This is a genomic window from Stenotrophomonas sp. 364 (genome assembly GCF_009832905.1).
GTDB lineage: Bacteria > Pseudomonadota > Gammaproteobacteria > Xanthomonadales > Xanthomonadaceae > Stenotrophomonas > Stenotrophomonas maltophilia_AP.
In genome coordinates, this window is the sequence record NZ_CP047135.1 from 1,441,288 (window position 1) to 1,460,510 (window position 19,223).

General features: G+C 67.9%; 22 protein-coding genes. 14 read left to right on the plus strand and 8 right to left on the minus strand.

The window, feature by feature from the left end; translation table 11 throughout:
* Positions 1-215 precede the first annotated feature (215 nt).
* On the plus strand, positions 216-512 hold the full coding sequence (locus tag GQ674_RS06765; protein ID WP_159496445.1) for a hypothetical protein: 297 nt from the start codon (positions 216-218) through the stop codon (positions 510-512).
* Positions 513-785: 273 nt separating this feature from the next.
* On the opposite strand, the gene htpG is transcribed toward GQ674_RS06765, so the two are convergent.
* Positions 786-2,675, minus strand: coding sequence for a molecular chaperone HtpG (gene htpG / locus GQ674_RS06770; RefSeq protein ID WP_159496446.1), 1,890 nt, complete (start codon positions 2,673-2,675; stop codon positions 786-788).
* Between the two features lie 575 nt (positions 2,676-3,250).
* Between htpG and rsmD the strand changes: the two genes are divergently transcribed.
* The 6 genes from rsmD to GQ674_RS06805 all read left to right on the plus strand — a co-directional run bounded on the left by rsmD (position 3,251) and on the right by GQ674_RS06805 (position 8,055).
* Positions 3,251-3,856: a 16S rRNA (guanine(966)-N(2))-methyltransferase RsmD gene (gene rsmD, locus GQ674_RS06780; RefSeq protein ID WP_159496447.1), complete on the plus strand. Its 606-nt coding sequence runs from the start codon at positions 3,251-3,253 to the stop codon at positions 3,854-3,856.
* A 7-nt stretch (positions 3,857-3,863) separates the two neighbouring features.
* Entirely contained in the window at positions 3,864-4,373 is a 510-nt protein-coding gene (coaD, locus tag GQ674_RS06785) for a pantetheine-phosphate adenylyltransferase (protein WP_159496448.1), read from the plus strand.
* 48 nt (positions 4,374-4,421) lie between these two features.
* Positions 4,422-4,913, plus strand: a complete 492-nt coding sequence (locus GQ674_RS06790; RefSeq protein ID WP_128096528.1) for a hypothetical protein — start codon at positions 4,422-4,424, stop codon at positions 4,911-4,913.
* A gap of 125 nt (positions 4,914-5,038) precedes the next feature.
* The gene (locus GQ674_RS06795; RefSeq protein ID WP_038689019.1) at positions 5,039-5,320 is read left to right on the plus strand and encodes a YfhL family 4Fe-4S dicluster ferredoxin; all 282 of its coding nucleotides are present in this window, start codon (positions 5,039-5,041) and stop codon (positions 5,318-5,320) included.
* Positions 5,317-7,059, plus strand: a complete 1,743-nt coding sequence (gene ggt, locus GQ674_RS06800; protein WP_159496449.1) for a gamma-glutamyltransferase — start codon at positions 5,317-5,319, stop codon at positions 7,057-7,059. The genes GQ674_RS06795 and ggt overlap by 4 nt, the downstream gene beginning before the upstream one ends.
* Before the next feature lie 108 nt (positions 7,060-7,167).
* Complete coding sequence (locus GQ674_RS06805) at positions 7,168-8,055, plus strand: MBL fold metallo-hydrolase (RefSeq protein WP_159496450.1); 888 nt, start codon at positions 7,168-7,170, stop codon at positions 8,053-8,055.
* Between the two features lie 209 nt (positions 8,056-8,264).
* Here GQ674_RS06805 and GQ674_RS06810 read toward each other — a convergent pair whose 3' ends face one another.
* Together GQ674_RS06810 and upp are read right to left on the minus strand one after the other, a co-directional pair.
* Entirely contained in the window at positions 8,265-8,549 is a 285-nt protein-coding gene (locus tag GQ674_RS06810) for a PsiF family protein (RefSeq protein ID WP_159496451.1), read from the minus strand.
* 106 nt (positions 8,550-8,655) lie between these two features.
* Positions 8,656-9,291 (minus strand): uracil phosphoribosyltransferase, encoded by a 636-nt coding sequence (upp, locus tag GQ674_RS06815; RefSeq protein ID WP_019183235.1) that lies wholly within the window; start codon positions 9,289-9,291, stop codon positions 8,656-8,658.
* Positions 9,292-9,454: 163 nt separating this feature from the next.
* On the opposite strand from upp, the gene GQ674_RS06820 reads away from it, so the two are divergent.
* From GQ674_RS06820 to GQ674_RS06845, 6 genes are all read left to right on the plus strand, one after another.
* Positions 9,455-12,010 (plus strand): TonB-dependent receptor, encoded by a 2,556-nt coding sequence (locus GQ674_RS06820; protein WP_159496452.1) that lies wholly within the window; start codon positions 9,455-9,457, stop codon positions 12,008-12,010.
* Positions 12,010-13,110, plus strand: coding sequence for a phytase (locus tag GQ674_RS06825; RefSeq protein ID WP_159496453.1), 1,101 nt, complete (start codon positions 12,010-12,012; stop codon positions 13,108-13,110). Before GQ674_RS06820 ends, GQ674_RS06825 begins: the two co-directional genes overlap by 1 nt.
* A complete protein-coding gene (locus GQ674_RS06830; protein ID WP_159496454.1) occupies positions 13,107-14,489 on the plus strand; it encodes a metallophosphoesterase family protein in 1,383 nt (460 codons plus the stop codon). Before GQ674_RS06825 ends, GQ674_RS06830 begins: the two co-directional genes overlap by 4 nt.
* A gap of 49 nt (positions 14,490-14,538) precedes the next feature.
* Positions 14,539-15,174: an inorganic diphosphatase gene (locus GQ674_RS06835; protein WP_159496455.1), complete on the plus strand. Its 636-nt coding sequence runs from the start codon at positions 14,539-14,541 to the stop codon at positions 15,172-15,174.
* A gap of 31 nt (positions 15,175-15,205) precedes the next feature.
* Positions 15,206-15,649, plus strand: a complete 444-nt coding sequence (locus tag GQ674_RS06840; protein ID WP_159496456.1) for a hypothetical protein — start codon at positions 15,206-15,208, stop codon at positions 15,647-15,649.
* Positions 15,650-15,735: 86 nt separating this feature from the next.
* Positions 15,736-16,164: a hypothetical protein gene (locus tag GQ674_RS06845; protein ID WP_159496457.1), complete on the plus strand. Its 429-nt coding sequence runs from the start codon at positions 15,736-15,738 to the stop codon at positions 16,162-16,164.
* Between the two features lie 6 nt (positions 16,165-16,170).
* On the opposite strand, the gene GQ674_RS06850 is transcribed toward GQ674_RS06845, so the two are convergent.
* The 5 genes from GQ674_RS06850 to GQ674_RS06870 are packed head-to-tail and all read right to left on the minus strand — an operon-like array spanning position 16,171 to position 18,781.
* Positions 16,171-16,497: a tetratricopeptide repeat protein gene (locus GQ674_RS06850; protein WP_159496458.1), complete on the minus strand. Its 327-nt coding sequence runs from the start codon at positions 16,495-16,497 to the stop codon at positions 16,171-16,173.
* Positions 16,488-17,054 carry a flavin reductase family protein gene (locus GQ674_RS06855; protein ID WP_159496459.1) on the minus strand — a complete coding sequence of 189 codons (567 nt, stop codon included), beginning with the start codon at positions 17,052-17,054 and terminating at the stop codon, positions 16,488-16,490. Before GQ674_RS06855 ends, GQ674_RS06850 begins: the two co-directional genes overlap by 10 nt.
* Positions 17,054-17,683 (minus strand): superoxide dismutase, encoded by a 630-nt coding sequence (locus GQ674_RS06860; protein ID WP_159499288.1) that lies wholly within the window; start codon positions 17,681-17,683, stop codon positions 17,054-17,056. Before GQ674_RS06860 ends, GQ674_RS06855 begins: the two co-directional genes overlap by 1 nt.
* 55 nt (positions 17,684-17,738) lie before the next feature.
* Positions 17,739-18,185 carry a hypothetical protein gene (locus tag GQ674_RS06865; protein WP_159496460.1) on the minus strand — a complete coding sequence of 149 codons (447 nt, stop codon included), beginning with the start codon at positions 18,183-18,185 and terminating at the stop codon, positions 17,739-17,741.
* Entirely contained in the window at positions 18,182-18,781 is a 600-nt protein-coding gene (locus GQ674_RS06870; RefSeq protein WP_159496461.1) for a sigma-70 family RNA polymerase sigma factor, read from the minus strand. The genes GQ674_RS06865 and GQ674_RS06870 overlap by 4 nt, the downstream gene beginning before the upstream one ends.
* A gap of 111 nt (positions 18,782-18,892) precedes the next feature.
* Here GQ674_RS06870 and GQ674_RS06875 point away from each other — a divergent pair, with 111 nt between their 5' ends.
* Positions 18,893-19,219 (plus strand): hypothetical protein, encoded by a 327-nt coding sequence (locus tag GQ674_RS06875; RefSeq protein WP_159496462.1) that lies wholly within the window; start codon positions 18,893-18,895, stop codon positions 19,217-19,219.
* The last annotated feature ends 4 nt before the right edge of the window (positions 19,220-19,223 follow it).

The following is a 19,223-nucleotide window of genomic DNA, read 5'->3' on the forward strand; positions in this document are numbered from 1 at the left end:
GTAGAGCCAACCGGGGTAGAGCCGACCGTTGGTCGGCTACCGCAGAGCCAACCGGTAGAGCCGACCGTTGGTCGGCTACCGCAGAGCCAACCGGTAGAGCCGACCGTTGGTCGGCTGCCGTAGCTCGGCTCCTCAAGCCCGCCGCACGGCAGCCGCTAACGGCTGTGAAGCACTGCGTCATGCGGACGCAGCTGTGCATCGTGGAGTGTCGAACCGTGAACAATATGTCCATTGCCAGCGCGGGCCTGCGCGCCGCCACCCTCGGGGTGCAGGCGGCCGCGTCGAACGTGGCGCGCCTGCCGGTAGCCGAGGCCACCCGGATCGGCGTGGCCCAGACCGCAGTGGCCGGCGGCGGGGTGGACGCCAGCCTGGTCGAAGCGGGGGCCGATCCGGCTGCGCCGGTGTCGGACCTGCTCGCCGCGAAAGAGGCGGTGCTGGCGTTTGCGGCCAACGCCACGTTGATTCGCCGCAGCGACCAGATGCTCGGCGCATTGCTGGACGAGCGCGCCTGACCCCGGACCACCACAGCCGGTAGTGCCGGCCGCTGGCCGGCTCCTCGCACCCGAGTGGTTTCCCATGAGCCGGCCAGCGGCCGGCACTACCGGTTATGCGACTGCAGCCATCTGCCGGCCGCTGGCCGGCTCCTCGCACCCGAGTGGTTTCCCATGAGCCGGCCAGCGGCCGGCACTACCGGTGCGACGACTACGTTCGTGCCGGCCGACGGGCCGGTTGCGTCCAGGCAATGCCGACCGTTGGTCGGCACGCCCCACCCACCATCGATCGCCTTACGCCGACAATTCCAGCAGCAGCTTGTTGAGCCGGCGCACGTAGGCGGCCGGGTCCTTCAGCGTGTCACCGGCAGCCAGTGCGGCCTGTTCGAACAGTACGCGGCTCAGATCGTCGAAGCGTGCGGCGTCGGCTTCCTGGTCCAGCTTGCCGATCAGCGGGTGGCCGGGGTTGAACTCGAACACCGGCTTGCTGTCGGGCACCTTCTGGCCGCTGGCTTCCAGGATCTGGCGCATCTGCAGGCCCAGGTCCTGTTCGCCGATGGCCAGGATCGCCGGGGAGTCGGTGAGGCGGTGCGACACGCGCACGTCGGCGACATCCTCGCCCAGTGCGGCCTTGATGCGGTCGACCAGGCCCTGCTTGTCCTTGGCGGCCTCTTCCTGGGCCTGCTTGTCTTCGGCGCTTTCCAGTGCGCCCAGGTCCAGGTCGCCACGGGCGACGTCGACGAACGACTTGCCGTCGAACTCGGTCAGATACCCCATCAACCATTCGTCGATGCGGTCGGTGAACAACAGCACTTCGATGCCCTTCTTGCGGAACACTTCCAGGTGCGGGCTGTCCTTGACCTGGGTGTAGCTGTCGCCGGTCAGGTAGTAGATCTTGTCCTGGCCCTCGATCATGCGGCCCACGTAGTCGGCCAGCGACACGCTCTGCTCGCCGCTGGCGTCATGGGTGGAGGCGAAGCGCAGCAGGCTGGCGATCTTTTCGCGGTTGTTGAAGTCTTCGGCCGGGCCTTCCTTGAGCACCTGGCCGAACTGCTTCCAGAAGCCGGCGTAGACCTCGGGCTTGTCGGTGGCCAGCTTGTCCAGCGAACGCTTGGTCAGCGCCGACTTCATGGAGTCGATGACCGGGCCGGACTGCAGGATTTCGCGCGAGACATTCAGCGACAGGTCGTTGGAATCGACCACGCCCTTGATGAAACGCAGGTACATCGGCAGGAACTGTTCGGCCTGGTCCATGACGAACACGCGCTGCACGTAGAGCTTCAGGCCCTTGGGGGCGTCGCGGTGGTACAGGTCGAACGGGGCGTGGCCGGGCACGTACAGCAGCGAGGTGTACTCGAGCTTGCCTTCGACCTTGTTGTGGCTCCACGCCAGGGCATCCTGGTGGTCGTGGGCGGCGTGCTTGTAGAACTCCTGGTACTCGGTGTCGCTGATCTCGGTGCGCGGGCGGGTCCATAGCGCGCTGGCGCGGTTGACGGTTTCCCATTCAACTTCGGCCGGGGCGTCGTCGCCGTGGTGTTCCTTGACCATCTGGATCGGCAGGCCGATGTGGTCGGAGTACTTCTTGATGATGCCGCGCAGGCGCCAGCCATCGGCAAAATCGTGCTGGTCGTCCTTGAGGTGCAGGACGATGCGGGTGCCGCGCTCCGGCTTGTCGATGGCTTCGACGTCGAACTCGCCTTCACCGCGCGAGGACCAGTGCACGCCCTCGCTGGCGGGCAGGCCGGCGCGGCGCGAGTAGACGTCGACCTGGTCGGCGACGATGAAGGCGCTGTAGAAGCCGACGCCGAACTGGCCGATGAGCTGGGAGTCTTTCTTCTGGTCGCCGGAGAGCTGGCGCAGGAAGTCACCGGTGCCGGACTTGGCGATGGTGCCGAGGTGCGCGATGGCATCCTCGCGGCTCATGCCGATGCCGTTGTCGTCGATGGTGAGGGTGTGGGCGTCGGCATCGAAGCTGACGCGGATGCGCAGGTCGCCGTCGTTTTCGAGCAGGGCCGGCTGGGTCAGCGCTTCGAAGCGCAGTTTGTCGGAGGCATCGGCGGCGTTGGAGATGAGCTCGCGAAGGAAGATTTCCTTGTTGGAGTACAGCGAGTGGATCATCAGCTGCAGCAGCTGTTTGACTTCGGTCTGGAAGCCCAGGGTTTGTTTTTGGGTCTGCTCGGTCACGGTGACGATGCTCCTTGGACGATGCCGCGCCCGGCGCGGCGGCTGGCTCAAGGGGTAGGGGTGGTGGGGGTGGTTTTCAAGAGCGGGGCAGGAGCGTGAGCCGGAGCCGAAGCCGGAGCATGAGGCATGAAGCGTGGATCGCGGCGCCTGCCTGTCTGCGTGGGAGGTTGGCGGGGGCGCGGTCCCGGGACACGGCGTAAATCCATCCCTGGAGCCTCGTGGGCAACATCCATGTTGCCCAACGGTCCCGGGACCGCGCCCCCGCCAACCTCTGGCAGACGTTCCGGGGGGCGCGGATGATGTCTGCGACGCCTCCGACGCCTCCGACGCCTCCGACGCCTCCGACGCCTCCGACGCCTCCGACGCCTCCGACGCCTCCGACGCCTGCGATGCCTGCGATGCCTGCGATGCCGGTAGTGCCACGCCGTGCGTGGCTGCTTTTCGTTCCGCCATTGGCATGTGTGTGGTGAGGGTGGCTGGACGGCCTAGAATGGCGACCTGAATCGCCTGATCTTCGTGCCCATGACCTGCTCCCGCCCGTTCGACCTGTCCGCTCTTTCCTTCCGGAGCCGCGCATGAAGCCGCGCCCGCCGGTGGCGGCGGCCGTGGGCCAGGTGCGGATCATTGGCGGCAAATGGCGCGGGACGAAGTTGCCGGTGCCGCTGTCGCCGGGGCTGCGGCCCAGTAGCGACCGGGTCCGGGAGACGCTGTTCAACTGGCTGATGCCGCGGATTGGCGGGGCACGGGTGCTGGACCTGTTTGCCGGGAGCGGGGCGCTGGGGCTGGAGGCCGTGTCGCGTGGAGCCGGGCAGGCCACGTTGGTGGAGCGCGATGCCGCATTGGCCCGCCAGCTGCGCGAATCGGTGGCCAAGCTGGGCGCGCAGGGGCAGGTGGCGGTGGTGCAGACCGATGCGCTGCAGTGGCTGGCGCAGCCGCCGGCCGGGCAGGCCGATATCGTGTTCGTGGACCCGCCGTTCGCCGCCGGGCTGTGGGAGCAGGTGCTGGCCGGGCTGGGGCCGCACCTGGCCGCCGATGCCTGGCTGTACCTGGAGGCACCGGCCGAGCAGGCGCCGCGGGTGCCCGCGCCGTGGCTGCTGCACCGCGAGGGCGGTACCCGGGAGGTGCGTTTTGCCCTGTACCGCCGCGCCACTGCTACACTTTCACCAGATCACAACGTGTAGCTGACGTATGACCGTGGCCAACCGCCGCATTGCCGTTTATCCGGGCACCTTCGATCCGATCACCAACGGTCACATCGACCTGGTGAACCGGGCCGCGCCGCTGTTCGAGAAGGTCGTGGTCGGCGTGGCGCAGAGCCCGTCCAAGGGCCCGACGCTGCCGCTGGAGCTGCGCGTGCAGCTGGCGCGCGATGCATTGGGCCACAACCGCAACGTCGAGGTGATCGGCTTCGATACCCTGCTGGCGCATTTCGTGCGCTCGGTGCAGGGCGGGGTGCTGCTGCGCGGGCTGCGCGCGGTCTCCGATTTCGAGTACGAGTTCCAGATGGCGAGCATGAACCGCCACCTGATCCCGGAGGTCGAGACCCTGTTCCTGACCCCGGCCGAGCAGCACAGCTTCATTTCGTCTTCGCTGGTCCGCGAGATCGCCCGCCTGGGCGGCGACGTGTCCGGCTTCGTGCCCGCCTCGGTTCTCGAGGCGCTGCGCAAGGTCCGTGAAGCGAAGTCGGGCCAGTCGTAACCACCTGTCAGATCCACACATACCAAGAATCACCAAGGGAGGAATTCCATGAACAACACCATGCGTGCCATGTTGATCGCGTCGTTCGCGCTGGCCTTCACCGCCTGCAAGAAGGAAGAGGCTGCTCCGGTCGTCGAAGCCCAGCAGGCGCTGGTCGCCCCGGACGCCAATGACGACGCCGGCTGGAAGAAGTACCTGCAGGCCGTGGCCGTGCAGAACATGGGCAACATCACCAACAGCCCGTTCCTGTACTACCTGTCCCCGGAATCGGACCCGGAGTTCGCGGCCAAGTACGAGCGTCAGGTCGAGAGCGCCACCCAGGCCGTCGCGCGCGGCATCCAGCCGGGCAACATGCTGGCCTTCGGTTCCTCGGCGTCCTCGAAGATGGCCGACATGATCCAGGCCGTGTTCAAGGACGTGCCGGCGGACTCGATGAAGAACGTGCGCGTGGTGTTCATCGGCAAGGCCGCTGACAACGCCCGCGTGCAGTCGATCATCCAGCCGACCGGCGCCGAGTACATCTTCGTAGAAGCCAAGTAACCCGTGCAGTGGCGGCCGCGCGTTCCGCGTGGCCCGGGCGGCTTCTGCGAGGAAGCTGCCGATGACCGGCCGGCGCCCGTGCGCTGGCCGGTCTTCATCCGCCGGCGCGGGCGTGGAGTAACGCCATGTCGCTGAAAATCAATGAGCTCTGCGTCAACTGTGACGTGTGTGAGCCGGCCTGTCCCAACCAGGCCATCTCGATGGGTGAAACCATCTACGTGATCGATCCGGCCCGCTGCACCGAGTGCGTGGGACATTTCGACGAACCCCAGTGCGTGGTCGTCTGCCCGGTCGAATGCATTGATCCCGATCCGGACATCCCGGAAACCCAGGACGCCCTGCTGGCCAAGTTGTTCGGGCTGCAGCGCGACCATCCCGAACTTTATGCGGAGCCCCCATCCGAATGAACATGTTGTCGCGTCGTTGGTTGCTGCTCGTCCTGTTGTGGTCCCCGGCGGTAGGGTCCGCCGCACCCGCGCAGGGTTCCCTGGCCAGCCATCCGGACGGCGCGGCCATTGCCAGCGGCCACCACCTGGCCACCGAGGCCGGCATGGAGATCCTGGCCAAGGGCGGCAATGCGTTCGATGCGGCGGTGGCGGTGTCGTCCACCCTGGCGGTGGTCGAGCCGATCAGCTCGGGGCTGGGCGGCGGCGGGTTCTTCCTGCTGCATGACGCCCGCACCGGCAAAGACGTGATGCTGGACGCGCGCGAAACCGCGCCGCAGGCCGGCACCGAGGCCGCCTTCCTGGACAGCAAGGGCGAACTGGACCGCGACCGCTCGGTCAACGGCCCGTGGTCGGCCGGCATCCCCGGCCTGCCGGCGGCGCTGGTGGAGCTGTCGTCCAAGCACGGCAAGCTGCCGCTCCGCACTTCGCTGGGCCCGGCGATGCGGATCGCCAGCGAAGGCTTCCCGGTGTATGCGCGCATGGCCAAGGGTTATGCATCGCGCCGCGAAGTGATGGAGCGCTACCCCGGTACGCGCGAGGTCTACCTGCGCAACGGCAAGCCGATCGCCGAAGGCGACCTGTTCCGCCAGCCCGAACTGGCCGCCACGCTGGAACGGCTGGCGGACAAGGGCTTCGATGGCTTCTACCGCGGCCAGACCGGCAAGGCGCTGCTGGCGGGCGTGAAGCAGGCGGGTGGCACGTGGACTGCCGACGAACTGGCCGGCTACCGGGTCAAGCTGCGCGAGCCGATCGTGTTCAAGTACCGCGACTGGACCATCACCACCGCCTCGCCGCCGTCGTCCGGCGGCATCGCGCTGGCGTCGATGCTGCAGATCCTGGAGGGCTGGGATCTCAAATCGATGGACCAGGCCCACCGCACTCACCTGGTGGTGGAAGCGATGCGCCGCGCCTACCGTGACCGCACGTTCTTCCTGGGCGACCCGGACTTCGTGCAGATTCCGCAGAAGGTGTTGACCAGCAAGGATTACGCCCAGGGCCTGCGCGCCACCATCCACCCGGAGAAGGCCACCCCGAGCGACCTGCTGTCGGGCAACCCGACCCCGCTGGAAGACGACGAAACCACGCACTTCTCGATCATCGACCGCGACGGCAACCGCGTGGGCGCCACCCAGACGGTGAACCTGCTGTACGGCTCGGGCCTGATTCCCAAGGGCACCGGCGTGCTGCTCAACAATGAAATGGACGATTTCGCGCTGAAGCCGGGCACGCCCAATGCGTTCGGAGTGATGGGCTATGCGGCCAACGCGCCCAAGCCGGGCAAGCGCATGCTCAGCTCGATGACCCCCACCTTCATGGAATCGTCCGACAAGGTGGTGGTGCTGGGCACCCCGGGCGGCAGCCGCATCATCACGATGGTGCTGCTGGGCATCTTGGGCTACGACGACGGCCTGAGTGCACAGCAGGTCGCCGCGTTGCCGCGTTACCACCACCAGTGGCTGCCCGACGAGATCTCGGCCGAAACCGGCGCGCTGTCGGTGGACACGATCAAGCAGCTGCAGGCGATGGGCCACAAGATCGAGCTGCCCGGCGACAGCGCCGAGGGCGGCCGTGGCTCCAGCCATGTGTGGGGCAACCTGCAGACCGTGGAGTGGGACCGCAAGGCCAACGTGCTCAGTGGCGGCAGCGACCCGCGCAACCCGGTGGGCAGTGCGGCGGTAACGCCTGCCGCCGCGCGCTGAGCCGGCGTTCGCAGGTCCCGCGAAAACCCCGCCGGCCGGCGGGGTTTTTCGTTGTCTGAACCGATGCGCCTAGCGAATATTTAACGTGTCGCGCCGGATAATTTGCGCATGAAACTATGGTCGATACGCGGTAACTCACAGAAGCTCGACGGCGGTGCGATGTTCGGCAATGCGCCGCGCGCGGTCTGGGAAAAATGGGCGGCACCGGATGATCTGAACCGGATCGAGCTGGCTTGCCGCGCGCTGCTGGCCAGCCCGCTTGCTGGCAAGACGGTGTTGTTTGAAACGGGTATCGGCGCGTTTTTCGAGCCGAAGCTGCGCGACCGCTATGGCGTGCAGGAACCCAGCCACGTGCTGATGGAATCGCTGCGCGAGGCCGGCTTCGAGCATGAGGATATCGACGTGGTGGTGCTCAGCCACCTGCACTTCGATCATGCCGGTGGGCTGCTGGCGCAGTGGAGCGAAGGGCGCGAGCTGGAGCTGCTGTTTCCCAATGCCACCTTCCTGGTGGGCGCCGAGCACTGGCAGCGGGCGCTGCACCCGCACCCACGCGACCGCGCCAGCTTCATTCCAGAGCTGCCCGGCCTGCTGCAGGCCAGCGGGCGGCTGGAGATCGTGGAAGGGCCGTATTCCAAGGCGCTGGGCAACAGCGTGCGCTTCAGCTTCAGCGACGGGCATACCCCGGGCCTGATGCTAGCCGAGATCGTCGGCCCCGAGCAGGTCGATGGCCAGCCGCGCGGCGGCGTGGTGTTCTGCGCCGACCTGATCCCCGGGCGGTCGTGGGTGCACGTGCCGATCACCATGGGCTACGACCGCAACGCCGAGCTGCTGATCGACGAGAAGCGCAGCTTCCTGGAAGACAAACTGGCGCGCAACGTGCACCTGTTCTTTACCCACGACCCGCAGTGCGCGCTGGCGCAGGTGGTACGCGACGACAAGGGCCGCTACGGCACCGTCCACGAGCAGGGCGAACTGAAGGCCCGCGCGCTGGCGTGACACACCCCGCAACGCGGTAGGTGCCGACCGTTGGTCGGCACGTCATGGTAGTGCCGGCCGCTGGCCGGCTCCTCATGAACCTCGGACGCATAACGTGGAGCCGGCCAGCGGCCGGCACCACCGTGGGAGCGTCCGTCCAAGAACACGGGTAGGTGCCGACCGTTGGTCGGCACGCCCCCAAATCGCGACCGGCCAACCCGGCGCGGCCCTCAATGCGCCTTAAGACACCCGCTCATGAAGGTCTTGCGTGCATCGCCGGCCAGCTTCTTCGCGGCGGCATCGGCATTGCAGGTTTTCATGCGTTCCTGCGGCGTGGTCGCCGTCGGTGCTGGCCCGCTCAGGCAGGCCTTCTGCGCGGACTTGTAGTCCTCGCCGGTCTTGCCCTTGTTCTTGGCCGAACAGTCGGCCATGCGCTGCTGCTGCGGGGTAGCCGCTTGGGCCAGCACGGGGCTGCCGATCAGCAGCAGGCAGGCCAGCAGGGACACAGTCTTCATGGCAACACTCCACGCATGGGTAGGGTTGCGCGCAGCTTCTGCCCACCGATGAGCAGGCCGCGTGAAGGGGCTGGCGGCCGCGCAGGGCCGCCGGCGAACGCGTGGATCAGCCGACGACGCGGGTACCGAAGATGCGATCACCCGCATCGCCCAGGCCCGGCAGGATGTAGCCCTTTTCGTTGAGCTGGGCGTCGATGGCGGCGGTGAAGATCTCCACGTCCGGGTGCACGGCCTGCACGGCGGCGATGCCTTCGGGCGCAGCCACCAGGAAAATGCCCTTGATGCGGCGCGCGCCGGCACGCTTGAGCATGTCGATGGTGGCGATCAGGGTGCCGCCGGTGGCCAGCATCGGGTCCAGGATCAACGCATCGCGCTCTTCCAGGCGACCGGTCAGGCGCTCGAAGTAGGGCACCGGCTGCAGGGTCTCCTCGTCACGCTGCAGGCCCACCACGCTGACCCGCGCGGCCGGGATCAGCGACAGCACGCCGCTGAGCATGCCCAGCCCGGCACGCAGGATCGGCACCACCGTGATCTTGGCCCCGGCGATGCGCTGCACCGTCACCGGACCGGCCCAGCCGGCCATGGTGTGGGCTTCGGTGTCCAGGTCGGCGGTGGCCTCGTAGGCCAGCAGGCCGCCGAGCTCGTTGGCCAGTTCGCGGAAATCCTTGGTGCTCAGGGACGCATCGCGCATCAGGCCGATCTTGTGCTGCACCAGCGGATGGCGCACTTCGACGATTTTCATGGGGAAAGGCAAGGGAAGCAGGAAGGCCGCTAGTGTGCCGCAACCCCACCCGAAGCCAAAGCCCGACCGCGGCCAGCGGCGCTCCCGGCCGCCCGCGTGTCACGCCCATGCAACCTCCCGGACATACCGTGCTGACCCAATCTTTACGCCGTTGGGGAATGCCGTGCAGAACAAGAGCGTGTTGGGCCGGGCGATCAGCCTGTCGTTGCTGGTGATGGCCAGTCCGTCGGTATTCGCCGCCGAAACCGCGGCAGGCGCCGGGGCCAGCGGAGCCGGGGCCGTCGACCTGGACCGGGTCGAAGTGCGCCCGCAGCTGGAGTCGCAGACCCGCGCGGTCGACCTCAAGCGCAGCAGCGACGCCATCGAAGACGCCGTATCGTCCGACGCCATGGGCGTGTACCCGGACAAGAACGTGGCCGAGTCGTTGCAGCGCCTGCCCGGCGTCAGCGTCACCCGTGACCAGGGCGAGGGCCGGTTTGTGGTGATCCGTGGCCTGGACGCCAACCTCAACAGCGTCAGCGTCGACGGCATCGCCATCGGCACTCCGGAAGACTCCAGCCGCGCCGCGCCGCTGGACGTGATCCCCTCCGATTCGACCGAGCGCCTGCGCGTGGTCAAGTCGCCCACCCCGGACATGCCCGGCGACGCCATCGGCGGCGCGATCCTGGTGGAGTCGGCCTCGGCCTTCGACCGCGACGGGCGCAGCCTGCGCGGCAAGATCGAAGCCAGCCACCAGCAGCTGTCCGGCGAGACCAGCCCCAAGGCGGCCTTCAACTACAGCGAGGTGTTCGCCGATACCTTCGGCGTGGCGGTGGGCGTGAACTACCAGAAGCGCACCTTCGAATCGGACAATACCGAGGTGGAGTACGGCAATTTCGAGGGCGGTGCCGACGACGACCTGTTCGCCACCAGTCTGCAGCGCCGCAAGTACGAGATCGAACGCAAGCGCATCGGCGCCAACCTCAACCTGGACTGGCATCCCGACGAGGACAACCGCTACTACCTGCGCACGCTGTACAGCCAGTTCGACGACGCCGAAACGCGTCAGCGCACCATTTTCGATTTCGGTGACGAAGGCATCACCGCGCTGGGCGGCAACCAGTACCGCGTGGATGACCTGGCCGCCGACAGCATCCAGAAGCGCATGCGCTACCGCACCAAGAAGGAAAACACCTTCGCCGCCAGCATGGGCGGTGAGAACCGCCTGAGCGGTGCGGTGGTCGACTACAAGGTGGGCTATACGCGCACCGAAGAGCGCGTGAACGACGAGATGGAAGCGCGGTTCGAGTACGCCGGCGACGACCTGTCCGCCACCGTCGACCAGAACAGCCGGGTGCCGCGCATCGCGCTCAGCGATGCGGGCTGGCTGGACAACGACAACTACGACTTCGACCGCGTGGTGCTGTCACCCAAGCGGGTGGACGACAAGGAACACAGCGCGCAGGTCAACCTGCGCTTCGATGGCGACAACGCCAGCTACAAGGTCGGCCTGCTCGGCCGCTGGCGCGACCGCGACGTGGACAGCAACGAGCGCGAGCTGCGGGTTGGCCCGGACATCGCCCTGTCCGACTGGACCACCGGCACGCCCGAGCACCGCGGCGGCACGCTGGGGCAGGGCATGAGCTCGGACGCGATGCGCCGGTACTGGGCGCAGTTCGGCGGCCAGTACAGTGCGCGCCCGCAGGATGCCGGCGGCAATGCGCTGGCCTCGCTGGAAGAGGATTACACCGCCCGCGAGGACATCTTCGCCAGCTACGCGATGGGCACCTGGGACATCGGTGCGCTGCGCATCATCGGCGGCGTGCGCGTGGAGAACACTCAGTTCAGCGCCACCGGCAACAGCGTGGACGTGGCCAGCAACGGCCGCAGCTACACCGTGACCCCGCTCACCGTCAGCCGCAGCTACACCAACGTGCTGCCGGGCCTGCACCTGCGCTACGACGCCGGTGATGCCTGGGTGCTGCGCGCGGCCGCCAACAAGACCGTCTCGCGCCCGTCGTTCGGCGACATCGCCCCGCGCGTCGGCCTGAGCCGGGGCGACGAGGAAGTGCGCATCGGCAACCCGCAGCTGGACCCGTACGAATCGAAGAACGTCGACCTGTCGATCGAGAAGTACATCGGCACCACCGGCATCCTGTCGCTGGGCCTGTTCCACAAGGCGATCGACGGCTACATCGTCAATACGGTGAGCACGACCGACCCGGCCTACCCGGACTTCAAGGTCACCCGGGTGATCAACGGCAACAAGGCCACCGTCAAGGGTGCCGAGTTCAACTGGCAGCAGCAGCTGGCGTTCCTGCCGGCCGGCTGGGACGGCCTGCTGGTGGGCGCCAGCGGCACCTGGCTGGATACCGATTTCGATCCTGGCGTGGCCGGGCGCGAGCGCGACGACTTCATGCTGCCGCGCGCCTCCAAGCACGTCTACACCGCGCATATCGGCTATGAGAAGGCCGGCTTCAGCACCCGCCTGGCGGCGGTGTACCGCAGCGAGTACCTGGACACGCTGGGTGACAGCGCTGCCTACGACATCTACGTGGCGCCCAACACCCAGCTGGATTTCAGCCTAGGCTACAAGATCACCGCCAACGTGAGCGTATACCTGGAAGCGCAGAACCTGCTCGACAAGCCGCTGGAGCTGTACCAGGGCACGCGCTCGCGCACGCTGCAGATGGAAGAATACGGCCGCACCTATGCGCTGGGCCTGAAGGTGGCGCTGTGATGCGCGCACGTCATGCCGTGGCGGTGGTGAGCCTGGCCCTGTTGGCGGCGTGCAAACCCGCGTCCGCCCCGACGGCCGATACGCCCGCCAGCGCCGCCGCGCCCCGTTCGGTAGCCACCGTGGCCGAAGCCTTCCTCACCCCGATGACCCCGGCCGACAACATCGACTCCCCGGCCAGCTGGACCGCGCCTGACGGCAAGCAGTGGCTGATCGCCACTGCCAAGACCACCCACAAGCTGGTGGTCTATGACGGCCAGACCGGCGCGCACCTGCGTGACGTGGGCAGCCAGGGCACCGCGCCGGGCCAGTTCGACCGCCCCAACGGCATCGCCGTGATCGACGACTTGGTGCTGGTGGTGGAGCGTGACAACCACCGCGTGCAGGTGCTGCACCTGCCCGATTTCGCCCCGCTGGGGGTGTTCGCCGCCGCCGATCTGCGCAAGCCCTATGGGCTCTGGGTGAACAAACAGCGCGAAGGCTACGACGTGTACGTCACCGACTCCTACGATGCCGGCGAAGACGCGCAGGGCAATGACGTGCTGCCGCCCCTGGCCGAACTGGACAAGCGCGTGCGCCGCTACGCACTCACGCTGAAGGGGAGCGCGCTGGACGCCACGCTGGTGGGCAGCATCGGCGACACCAGCGAGGCCGGCGCCCTGCGCGTGGTCGAATCGATCTGGGGCGACCCGGCCAACGACCGCCTGTTGATTGCCGAGGAAGACGAGACCTACGCCAGCGAAATCAAGGTGTACACGCTGGAAGGCCGCTTCACTGGTACGACGTTTGGCCGCGATGCCTTCCAGGCGCAGGCCGAAGGCGTGATGCTGAAAACCTGCGGCAAGGACGGCTGGTGGATCACCACCGAGCAGGGCAAGCAGCGCAGCGTGTTCCACCTGTTCGACCGTCACACCTTGAAGCATGTCGGTGCGTTTCAGGGCAACACGGTGGCCAACACCGACGGCATCTGGCTGGATCAATCGGCGTCTGCGCGGTTCCCGCACGGCGTGCTGTATGCCGTGCATGACGACCAGGGCGTGGTGGCGTTCGACTGGGCCAACGTCGCCCGGCAGTTGTCGCTGCCGCTGGAGTGCACGCCATGACCCGCGCCACGATCAACACCACGGCACTGCTGTTGGCGCTGCTGCTGGGCAACGGCCTGGCCGCCGCAAAGGCACCGGACAGCGCTGCCGAACCCAACACCCAGGTGCCGGCGGGCAACCGCCACTATGCGGCCACGGGCTTCCCGGACCGCATGGTGGCCTCGCCGGCGCAGGACGCTGCGCGCGGCTTCGGGGTGTCCTGGCGCACCGATGCGTCGGTCAGTGCGCCCACGCTGGAGTGGGTGGTGGCGGGCGATTCGCCGGACGTGGGCACGCCCACCCGCATCACGGCGGCCACGCGCGCGCTGGAGACCGAGAACGGCACGGCGCATTACCATCGCGCCGACGTGGCCGGGCTGCAGCCGGACACGCTGTATCTCTGGCGGGTGCAGGGCAACAGCACCTGGAGCGCGTGGCACCAGCTGCGCACCGCAGGCACCGCACGGCAGCCGCTGACGTTGCTGTACTTCGGCGACACCCAGAACAAGAACCTCAGCCACGTCTCGCGCGTGCTGCGTGCGGGCATCAAGGCCGCACCGGACGCGCGCCTGAGCCTGTTCGCCGGCGATCTGGTCAGCGGCGGCGACGGCCAGGACGACAGCGAGTGGGGCGAGTGGTTCGCCGCCGCGGGCTGGCTGCCGCAGGAAACCGCCGTGGCCCCGGCCATCGGCAACCACGAGTATTTCGAGGAATTCGAAGACACCCCGCAGGAGCGTCGCGTGCTGGGCCGGCACTGGCCGGTGACCTTCGCGCTGCCGCGCAATGGCGTGGACGCGGCCGACACCAGCACCTACTGGTTCGACTACCAGGGCGTGCGTATCGCCGTGCTCGACGGCACCTCGGCACTGGACCTGGGCACCGCGCAGGCGCAGGCCGCGTGGCTGGACACGGTGCTGGCCGACAACCCGCACCCGTGGAGCATCGTGCTACTGCACCAGCCGTTCTACTCGCCGCGCGAGGGCCGTGAGAACGCCGAACTGCGCGACGTGCTGCTGCCAGTGGTGCGCCGCCATCAGGTAGACCTGGTGCTCCAAGGCCACGACCACACCTATGGCCGTCGTGGCGAGGGGCAGGGCGCCACCCCGCAGTTCGTGGTCACCGTGGCCGGTCCCAAGCAATACCGCCTTTCTGAGCAGGCGCGCGCGACGATGGCGCCGGTGGGCGAAGACACCCAGCTCTACCAAGTGCTGAAGATCGACCCGAAACACCTGCGCTACGAAGCACGCACGGTCACCGGCCAGCTGTATGACGGCTTCGAACTGACCCGTGACGCCAATGGACGCAAGCGCAAGACCGAACTGACGCAGGGACGCATCGCCCCCCGTGACTGCACGCGCGCGCAGACCCTCAAGGGCCGCGCCGACCGTTGCTGGGAATGACCGCCGGGCCGGGCCGCTGCGACGCGCCCGGCCGATGCTGGAGAAGAAGATGACCCCCCGACGCGTTCTGCCCCTGGCGGCCATCGCCGCCGCCTTGCTGCTGCTGGCCGGTGCCGGTGGCGCCACCAACGCCGTGCTGCACCCGTTCCTGGCCGCTCAGCCCAGGCAGGCCCCGGACGAGGTCAACCTGGCCGTGGAAATACCGGCCGGCAGTTTCACCAAGTACGAGATCAAGGAAGACGGCCTGGTCCATGTGGACCGCTTCCAGTCGATGCCGGTGGCATACCCGGCCAACTACGGGTCGATGCCGCGCACGCTGGCCGGCGACAACGACCCGCTCGACGCGCTGGTGCTGACCCGCGAGCCGCTGCATCCCGGCGTCATCGTGCGGTTCCGCCCGATCGGATTCCTGAAGATGCTGGACAACGGCGAACATGACGAAAAGGTCATCGGCGTACCCACCGACAAGCTCGACCCCACCTACGCCGGCATCCGCGACCTGCAGGACCTGCCACTGATCGAACGCCAGCGCATCGAAGCGTTTTTCCGCGTGTACAAAGAACTGCCCGAAGGGCGCAATCCGGTGCAGCTCGATGGCTGGGGCAACGCCGCCGAGGCCAAGGCGCTGATCCGTGCCTCGATGCAGCGCTTCGACCTGCAGCAGCAGCGCCGCAAGGGCGATTGAGGCGCTCGGCGCCGATGTATCCTCTGCCCACATGGACGAGGGCATCGCGATGGAGAAGGCGGGACGGGCAACGCAGCTGAGTGCGGTGCTGCTGGCATGGGAACTGCAGCTGCTGGCCATGCCGATGACGGCGCTGAGCGTCTTTGCGCTGGCGTGGTTGTGGGGACCTGCGTTTCACCCTGACCACGTGCCGATGCGGGCGGCGGTGGTGGTCGCCCTGATCGCCCTGGTGGGCTTTTGGCGGCTGGTGGTGGGGTTCTATCGCGCCGGCCTGCGCCTGGACGGGACACCGCTTTGGGCACGCGTGTGCACCGCTGCCGGCGCGACGCTATGCGCGGCTGGGCTGGCGGTGGGCATGGTCCAACGTCCCACCGGTTGGGCCTACGTCGGGGTCATGGGCGTGCCAATGCTGCTGCCACTGGGGCACATGCTGGCCCTGTCGTGGCGTACCACCCGGCAACGACGGGTGCGCTGAGAAAGCGCGCCGCGCCGCCTGGCCGCCACGTACATGGGCTGGCCCGCCCGTTGTATGCTCGGCGCACTACAGCCGGGGGTCGGATGATGGGCAAGTCGCAGTGGGCCAACGGGGTTGGCGTGGCCTTGCTGGTGCTGGAGCTGCTGGTGTTTGCATTGCCCGTCACCCTGCTCGATGGCTTCGGCCTGTTGATGCTGTCGCGCCCCACCGGCCACCCGGATTACGCACCGATGCTGGTTGGCGTGCTGCTGGCCAGCGTGGCATTGGTCGGCTTCTGGCGGCTTGCGTTCGGCTTCCTGCTCGATGGTCTGACCCTGCATGGTGCGCCGCGCTGGGCGCGCTGGTGTACCGGCACCGGTGCCGTGCTGTGCCTGGGGGCGTTGCTGATTGCCGGCCTGTTCAACCGGCTCAACGCACTGGCCTTTGTCGGCGTGCTGGGGCTGCCGGTGATGGTGCCGCTGGGCCACATGCTGGTGGTATCCCAGCGCGTGCCCACGCCACCGCCGCTGCCGTAGGCGCGGTCAACCGCGCGCGGCGACCGCCTTGTCCGCGCGGCGTTTGAACACCGCCATTTCCTTCTCGGCCTGCTTGTCGCCGTTGCGCTGCGCCACTGCGATGCCTTCCTGCCATGCCCGTGCCGCCGCATCGGCATCGCCGGCGGCGAGCCACGCCTTGCCCAGCAGTTTCCAGCCCGCCGAATAGGCCGGGTCCTGGGCCACGCAGCGCTGCAGGTGCGCGGCCGCCTCGGCAGGCTCGCCCGCGTCCAGCAGGCCCTTGCCCAGGCTGAAGCGCAGCAGCGCACTGTCGCGACCGGCGTCGAGCATGCGCTGCAGGGCGGTCATGTCCATGGCGACGCATCCACGTCGGCGCAGCCATCGATGCGCGTGTAGCGGCTGCGGTGGTAGGCCAGCGCAGCGCCCGGTGATGCTTCGAAACCCGCAACCCGGCCCACGATCAACACGTGGTCGCCCAGTGGCAGGCTGCGCTCCACCGTGCACAGCAGCCAGCCGACCGCATTGCGCACCCGCGGTGCGGCGCCCCCCAGGTCGAGCACGTCCGCATCGACCGGTGTGCGACGCCGTAGCGGGTCGGCGAAGTGGCGCGCCACGGCTTCCTGGCCGGACGACAACAGGCTGATGCCGAAGTACGCCGCGTCGCGGAACATGGGCAGGTCGGCGGCGCGCTCGCCGATGCTCCACGCCACCAGCGGTGGCTGCAACGACAGCGTGGTGAACGAGTTGATGGTCATGCCCACCGGCATGCCCGCCGCGCCGTACACGGCGACCACCGCCACGCCGGTCGGGTACTGCCCGAACACATGCCGCAATGCAGCCGTGTCGGGCCCGGCACCGGACGCGTCGGCGGCCACGACCGGTGCCGCAGCAGGTGCCGGACCCGCGCGCATCAGCGTCCGCCCGCCGCCTCGAAGCGACGTGCCACTTCGGTCCAGTCGATCAGTTGGAAGAACGCGCCGATATAGTCGGGGCGGCGGTTCTGGTAGTGCAGGTAGTAGGCGTGCTCCCACACGTCCAGGCACAGGATCGGGGTGCCGCCGGACAGGTTGGCGTAGGCGCCCATCAACGGGCTGTCCTGGTTGGGGCTGCTTTCCACCAGCAGGCGACCGTCGCGGCCCAGCGTCAACCAGGCCCAGCCGCTGCCGAAGCGCGTCTGCGCAGCCTTGGTGAACGCATCCTTGAAGGCGTCGTAGCCGCCCAGATCACGCTCGATCGCTGCGGCCAGCGCGCCGCTGGGCGTGCCGCCGTCGGCACTGAGCACGGTCCAGAACAGGCTGTGGTTGGCATGCCCGCCGCCGTTGTTGCGCACGGCGGTGCGGACGCTTTCCGGCAGCGCGTCGATATCGGCGATCAGCTGTTCCACCGGCATCGCCTCGATGCCGGCGTCGGCCAGCGCGGCGTTGAGGTTGTTGACGTAGGTCTGGTGGTGGCGCGCATGGTGGATCTCCATCGTCTGCGCGTCGAAGTGCGGTTCCAGGGCGTCGTAGGCGTAGGGCAAGGCGGGCAGGGTGTAGGTCATCGAAGACAACTCCATCAGGGGAGGAGACATCTTCGGACCTCAAGCATGGTTGAGGTCAAGCGTGCCGGTACAGCGCGTCAGCCATCGTTGGGGCAGGCCGGCGCAACCAACGCCGGCACAGCCGCGAGGCGAGCATGCAGGCAGCCAGGGCGACGGCCCAGCGGATGCCATCGTGGCCCACATGGAGCTGCACCAGCTGCCACCAGTACCGGCCGAACAGCAGCACCATGGCCGCGGTCACCACCACAAGCACGGCGATCAGCACAGGCACCAGCCGCTTCTCGACGCCGGCCTCGTGCACGGCGACCTGTCGCAGTACCGCGGCGGTGAAGTCCGGCGGCGGCGCGCCGCGCGGCAACGATCGCAGTGCCATCGCGATCTGCCGGTAGTCGGCCGACACCGCGCTGGTACGGGCGTCTGCCGCGTCGCCTGCATGCCGCCGGCCTTGCTCCTGTGCCGCCCATTCAACGGCATCGATAGGGGAGATGCGATCACGGTTCATGCGGTAACTCCCATGCGGGCGTGCAGAATCTGCCGCAGTTGCCGGCGGCTTCGAAACAGATGACTCTTGATGGTGCCTTCGGCAATCGCAGTCACACTGGCAATCTCCGCAATGGGCATCTCTTCCAGATGATAGAGCGTGAGCAATGTGCGCTGAAGCGGCGGCAGTGCCTCGATGGCGGCATGCAGCAGGGCGTGGCCCTCCTGCGTGCTGGTGTGGGTCTCCAGGTCGAACCCGTCGCTGACCTGTTCTGCCGCGGCATGCATCTGCCCATCCGGGCCATTGTCGGCGATGGGAATGCGACGGCGTTCGAGGTGCCGCTTGGCCACGGAGTAGGCGACCTGGGCGATCCATGCTTTCAGGGGGCGTTCGCCACGGTACTGGTGCAGTGACTGATGCACGCGCAGGAAGGTCTCCTGGCACAGCTCACGGGTGTCGTCGGGATGGCGGACCATGCGGTCCACGATGTGCCAGCACAGGCCCTGGTAGCTTCGCACCAGCTGTTCGAACGCACCCGGTGTGCCGGCAAGGACAGCGGTGACCAGCACGTGGTCGGCGTGCAGCGTGGCGTCGTCGGGAGCGATGGGGTCGGGCATTCCCATAGGGATACGGCCTGCGGCCGATCGGTTGCAAGTGCGCCTGGTGCAACCGCCGCCGCCCGCACCGTATCTCCTTCTGCACACACCCCAACCACAGCGAGGCATTCCATGGATTTCAACCTCATCCTGCCGATCATCCTGATTCTCGGCGTCGTCTACACCATCAAGAGCGTGGTCGACGCCGGTACGCGGCGCCGGATCATCGCCGCACACGGGTCCGAGGCGTTGGTGCGCTCGCTGCTTGATGGCGACGCCAGCAAGCGCCGGCAGTCGGCGCTGCACTGGGGCAACGTGCTGGTGGCGGTGGCGCTGGGCTTTGGACTGATCGACCTGCTCGGCATCAACGAGGTGACCCCGGGCGCGATCGCGCTGTTGCTGGGTGCTACCGGGCTGGGCAACCTGGCCTATTACCTGCTGGAACGACGCGTCCGCTGAGGGC

Coding starts and splice junctions, on each gene's coding strand:
- GQ674_RS06805 (WP_159496450.1), top strand. CDS start 7,168: ATGAAACTATGGTCGATACGCGGTAACTCACAGAAGCTCGACGGCGGT.
- GQ674_RS06795 (WP_038689019.1), top strand. CDS start 5,039: ATGTCGCTGAAAATCAATGAGCTCTGCGTCAACTGTGACGTGTGTGAG.
- GQ674_RS06865 (WP_159496460.1), bottom strand. CDS start 18,185: ATGAACCGTGATCGCATCTCCCCTATCGATGCCGTTGAATGGGCGGCA.
- GQ674_RS06860 (WP_159499288.1), bottom strand. CDS start 17,683: ATGACCTACACCCTGCCCGCCTTGCCCTACGCCTACGACGCCCTGGAA.
- GQ674_RS06810 (WP_159496451.1), bottom strand. CDS start 8,549: ATGAAGACTGTGTCCCTGCTGGCCTGCCTGCTGCTGATCGGCAGCCCC.
- GQ674_RS06830 (WP_159496454.1), top strand. CDS start 13,107: ATGACCCGCGCCACGATCAACACCACGGCACTGCTGTTGGCGCTGCTG.
- GQ674_RS06855 (WP_159496459.1), bottom strand. CDS start 17,054: ATGCGCGCGGGTCCGGCACCTGCTGCGGCACCGGTCGTGGCCGCCGAC.
- upp (WP_019183235.1), bottom strand. CDS start 9,291: ATGAAAATCGTCGAAGTGCGCCATCCGCTGGTGCAGCACAAGATCGGC.
- GQ674_RS06870 (WP_159496461.1), bottom strand. CDS start 18,781: ATGCCCGACCCCATCGCTCCCGACGACGCCACGCTGCACGCCGACCAC.
- coaD (WP_159496448.1), top strand. CDS start 3,864: ATGACCGTGGCCAACCGCCGCATTGCCGTTTATCCGGGCACCTTCGAT.
- GQ674_RS06845 (WP_159496457.1), top strand. CDS start 15,736: ATGGGCAAGTCGCAGTGGGCCAACGGGGTTGGCGTGGCCTTGCTGGTG.
- GQ674_RS06835 (WP_159496455.1), top strand. CDS start 14,539: ATGACCCCCCGACGCGTTCTGCCCCTGGCGGCCATCGCCGCCGCCTTG.
- rsmD (WP_159496447.1), top strand. CDS start 3,251: ATGAAGCCGCGCCCGCCGGTGGCGGCGGCCGTGGGCCAGGTGCGGATC.
- GQ674_RS06840 (WP_159496456.1), top strand. CDS start 15,206: ATGGACGAGGGCATCGCGATGGAGAAGGCGGGACGGGCAACGCAGCTG.
- GQ674_RS06825 (WP_159496453.1), top strand. CDS start 12,010: ATGCGCGCACGTCATGCCGTGGCGGTGGTGAGCCTGGCCCTGTTGGCG.
- GQ674_RS06790 (WP_128096528.1), top strand. CDS start 4,422: ATGAACAACACCATGCGTGCCATGTTGATCGCGTCGTTCGCGCTGGCC.
- ggt (WP_159496449.1), top strand. CDS start 5,317: ATGAACATGTTGTCGCGTCGTTGGTTGCTGCTCGTCCTGTTGTGGTCC.
- GQ674_RS06850 (WP_159496458.1), bottom strand. CDS start 16,497: ATGGACATGACCGCCCTGCAGCGCATGCTCGACGCCGGTCGCGACAGT.
- GQ674_RS06875 (WP_159496462.1), top strand. CDS start 18,893: ATGGATTTCAACCTCATCCTGCCGATCATCCTGATTCTCGGCGTCGTC.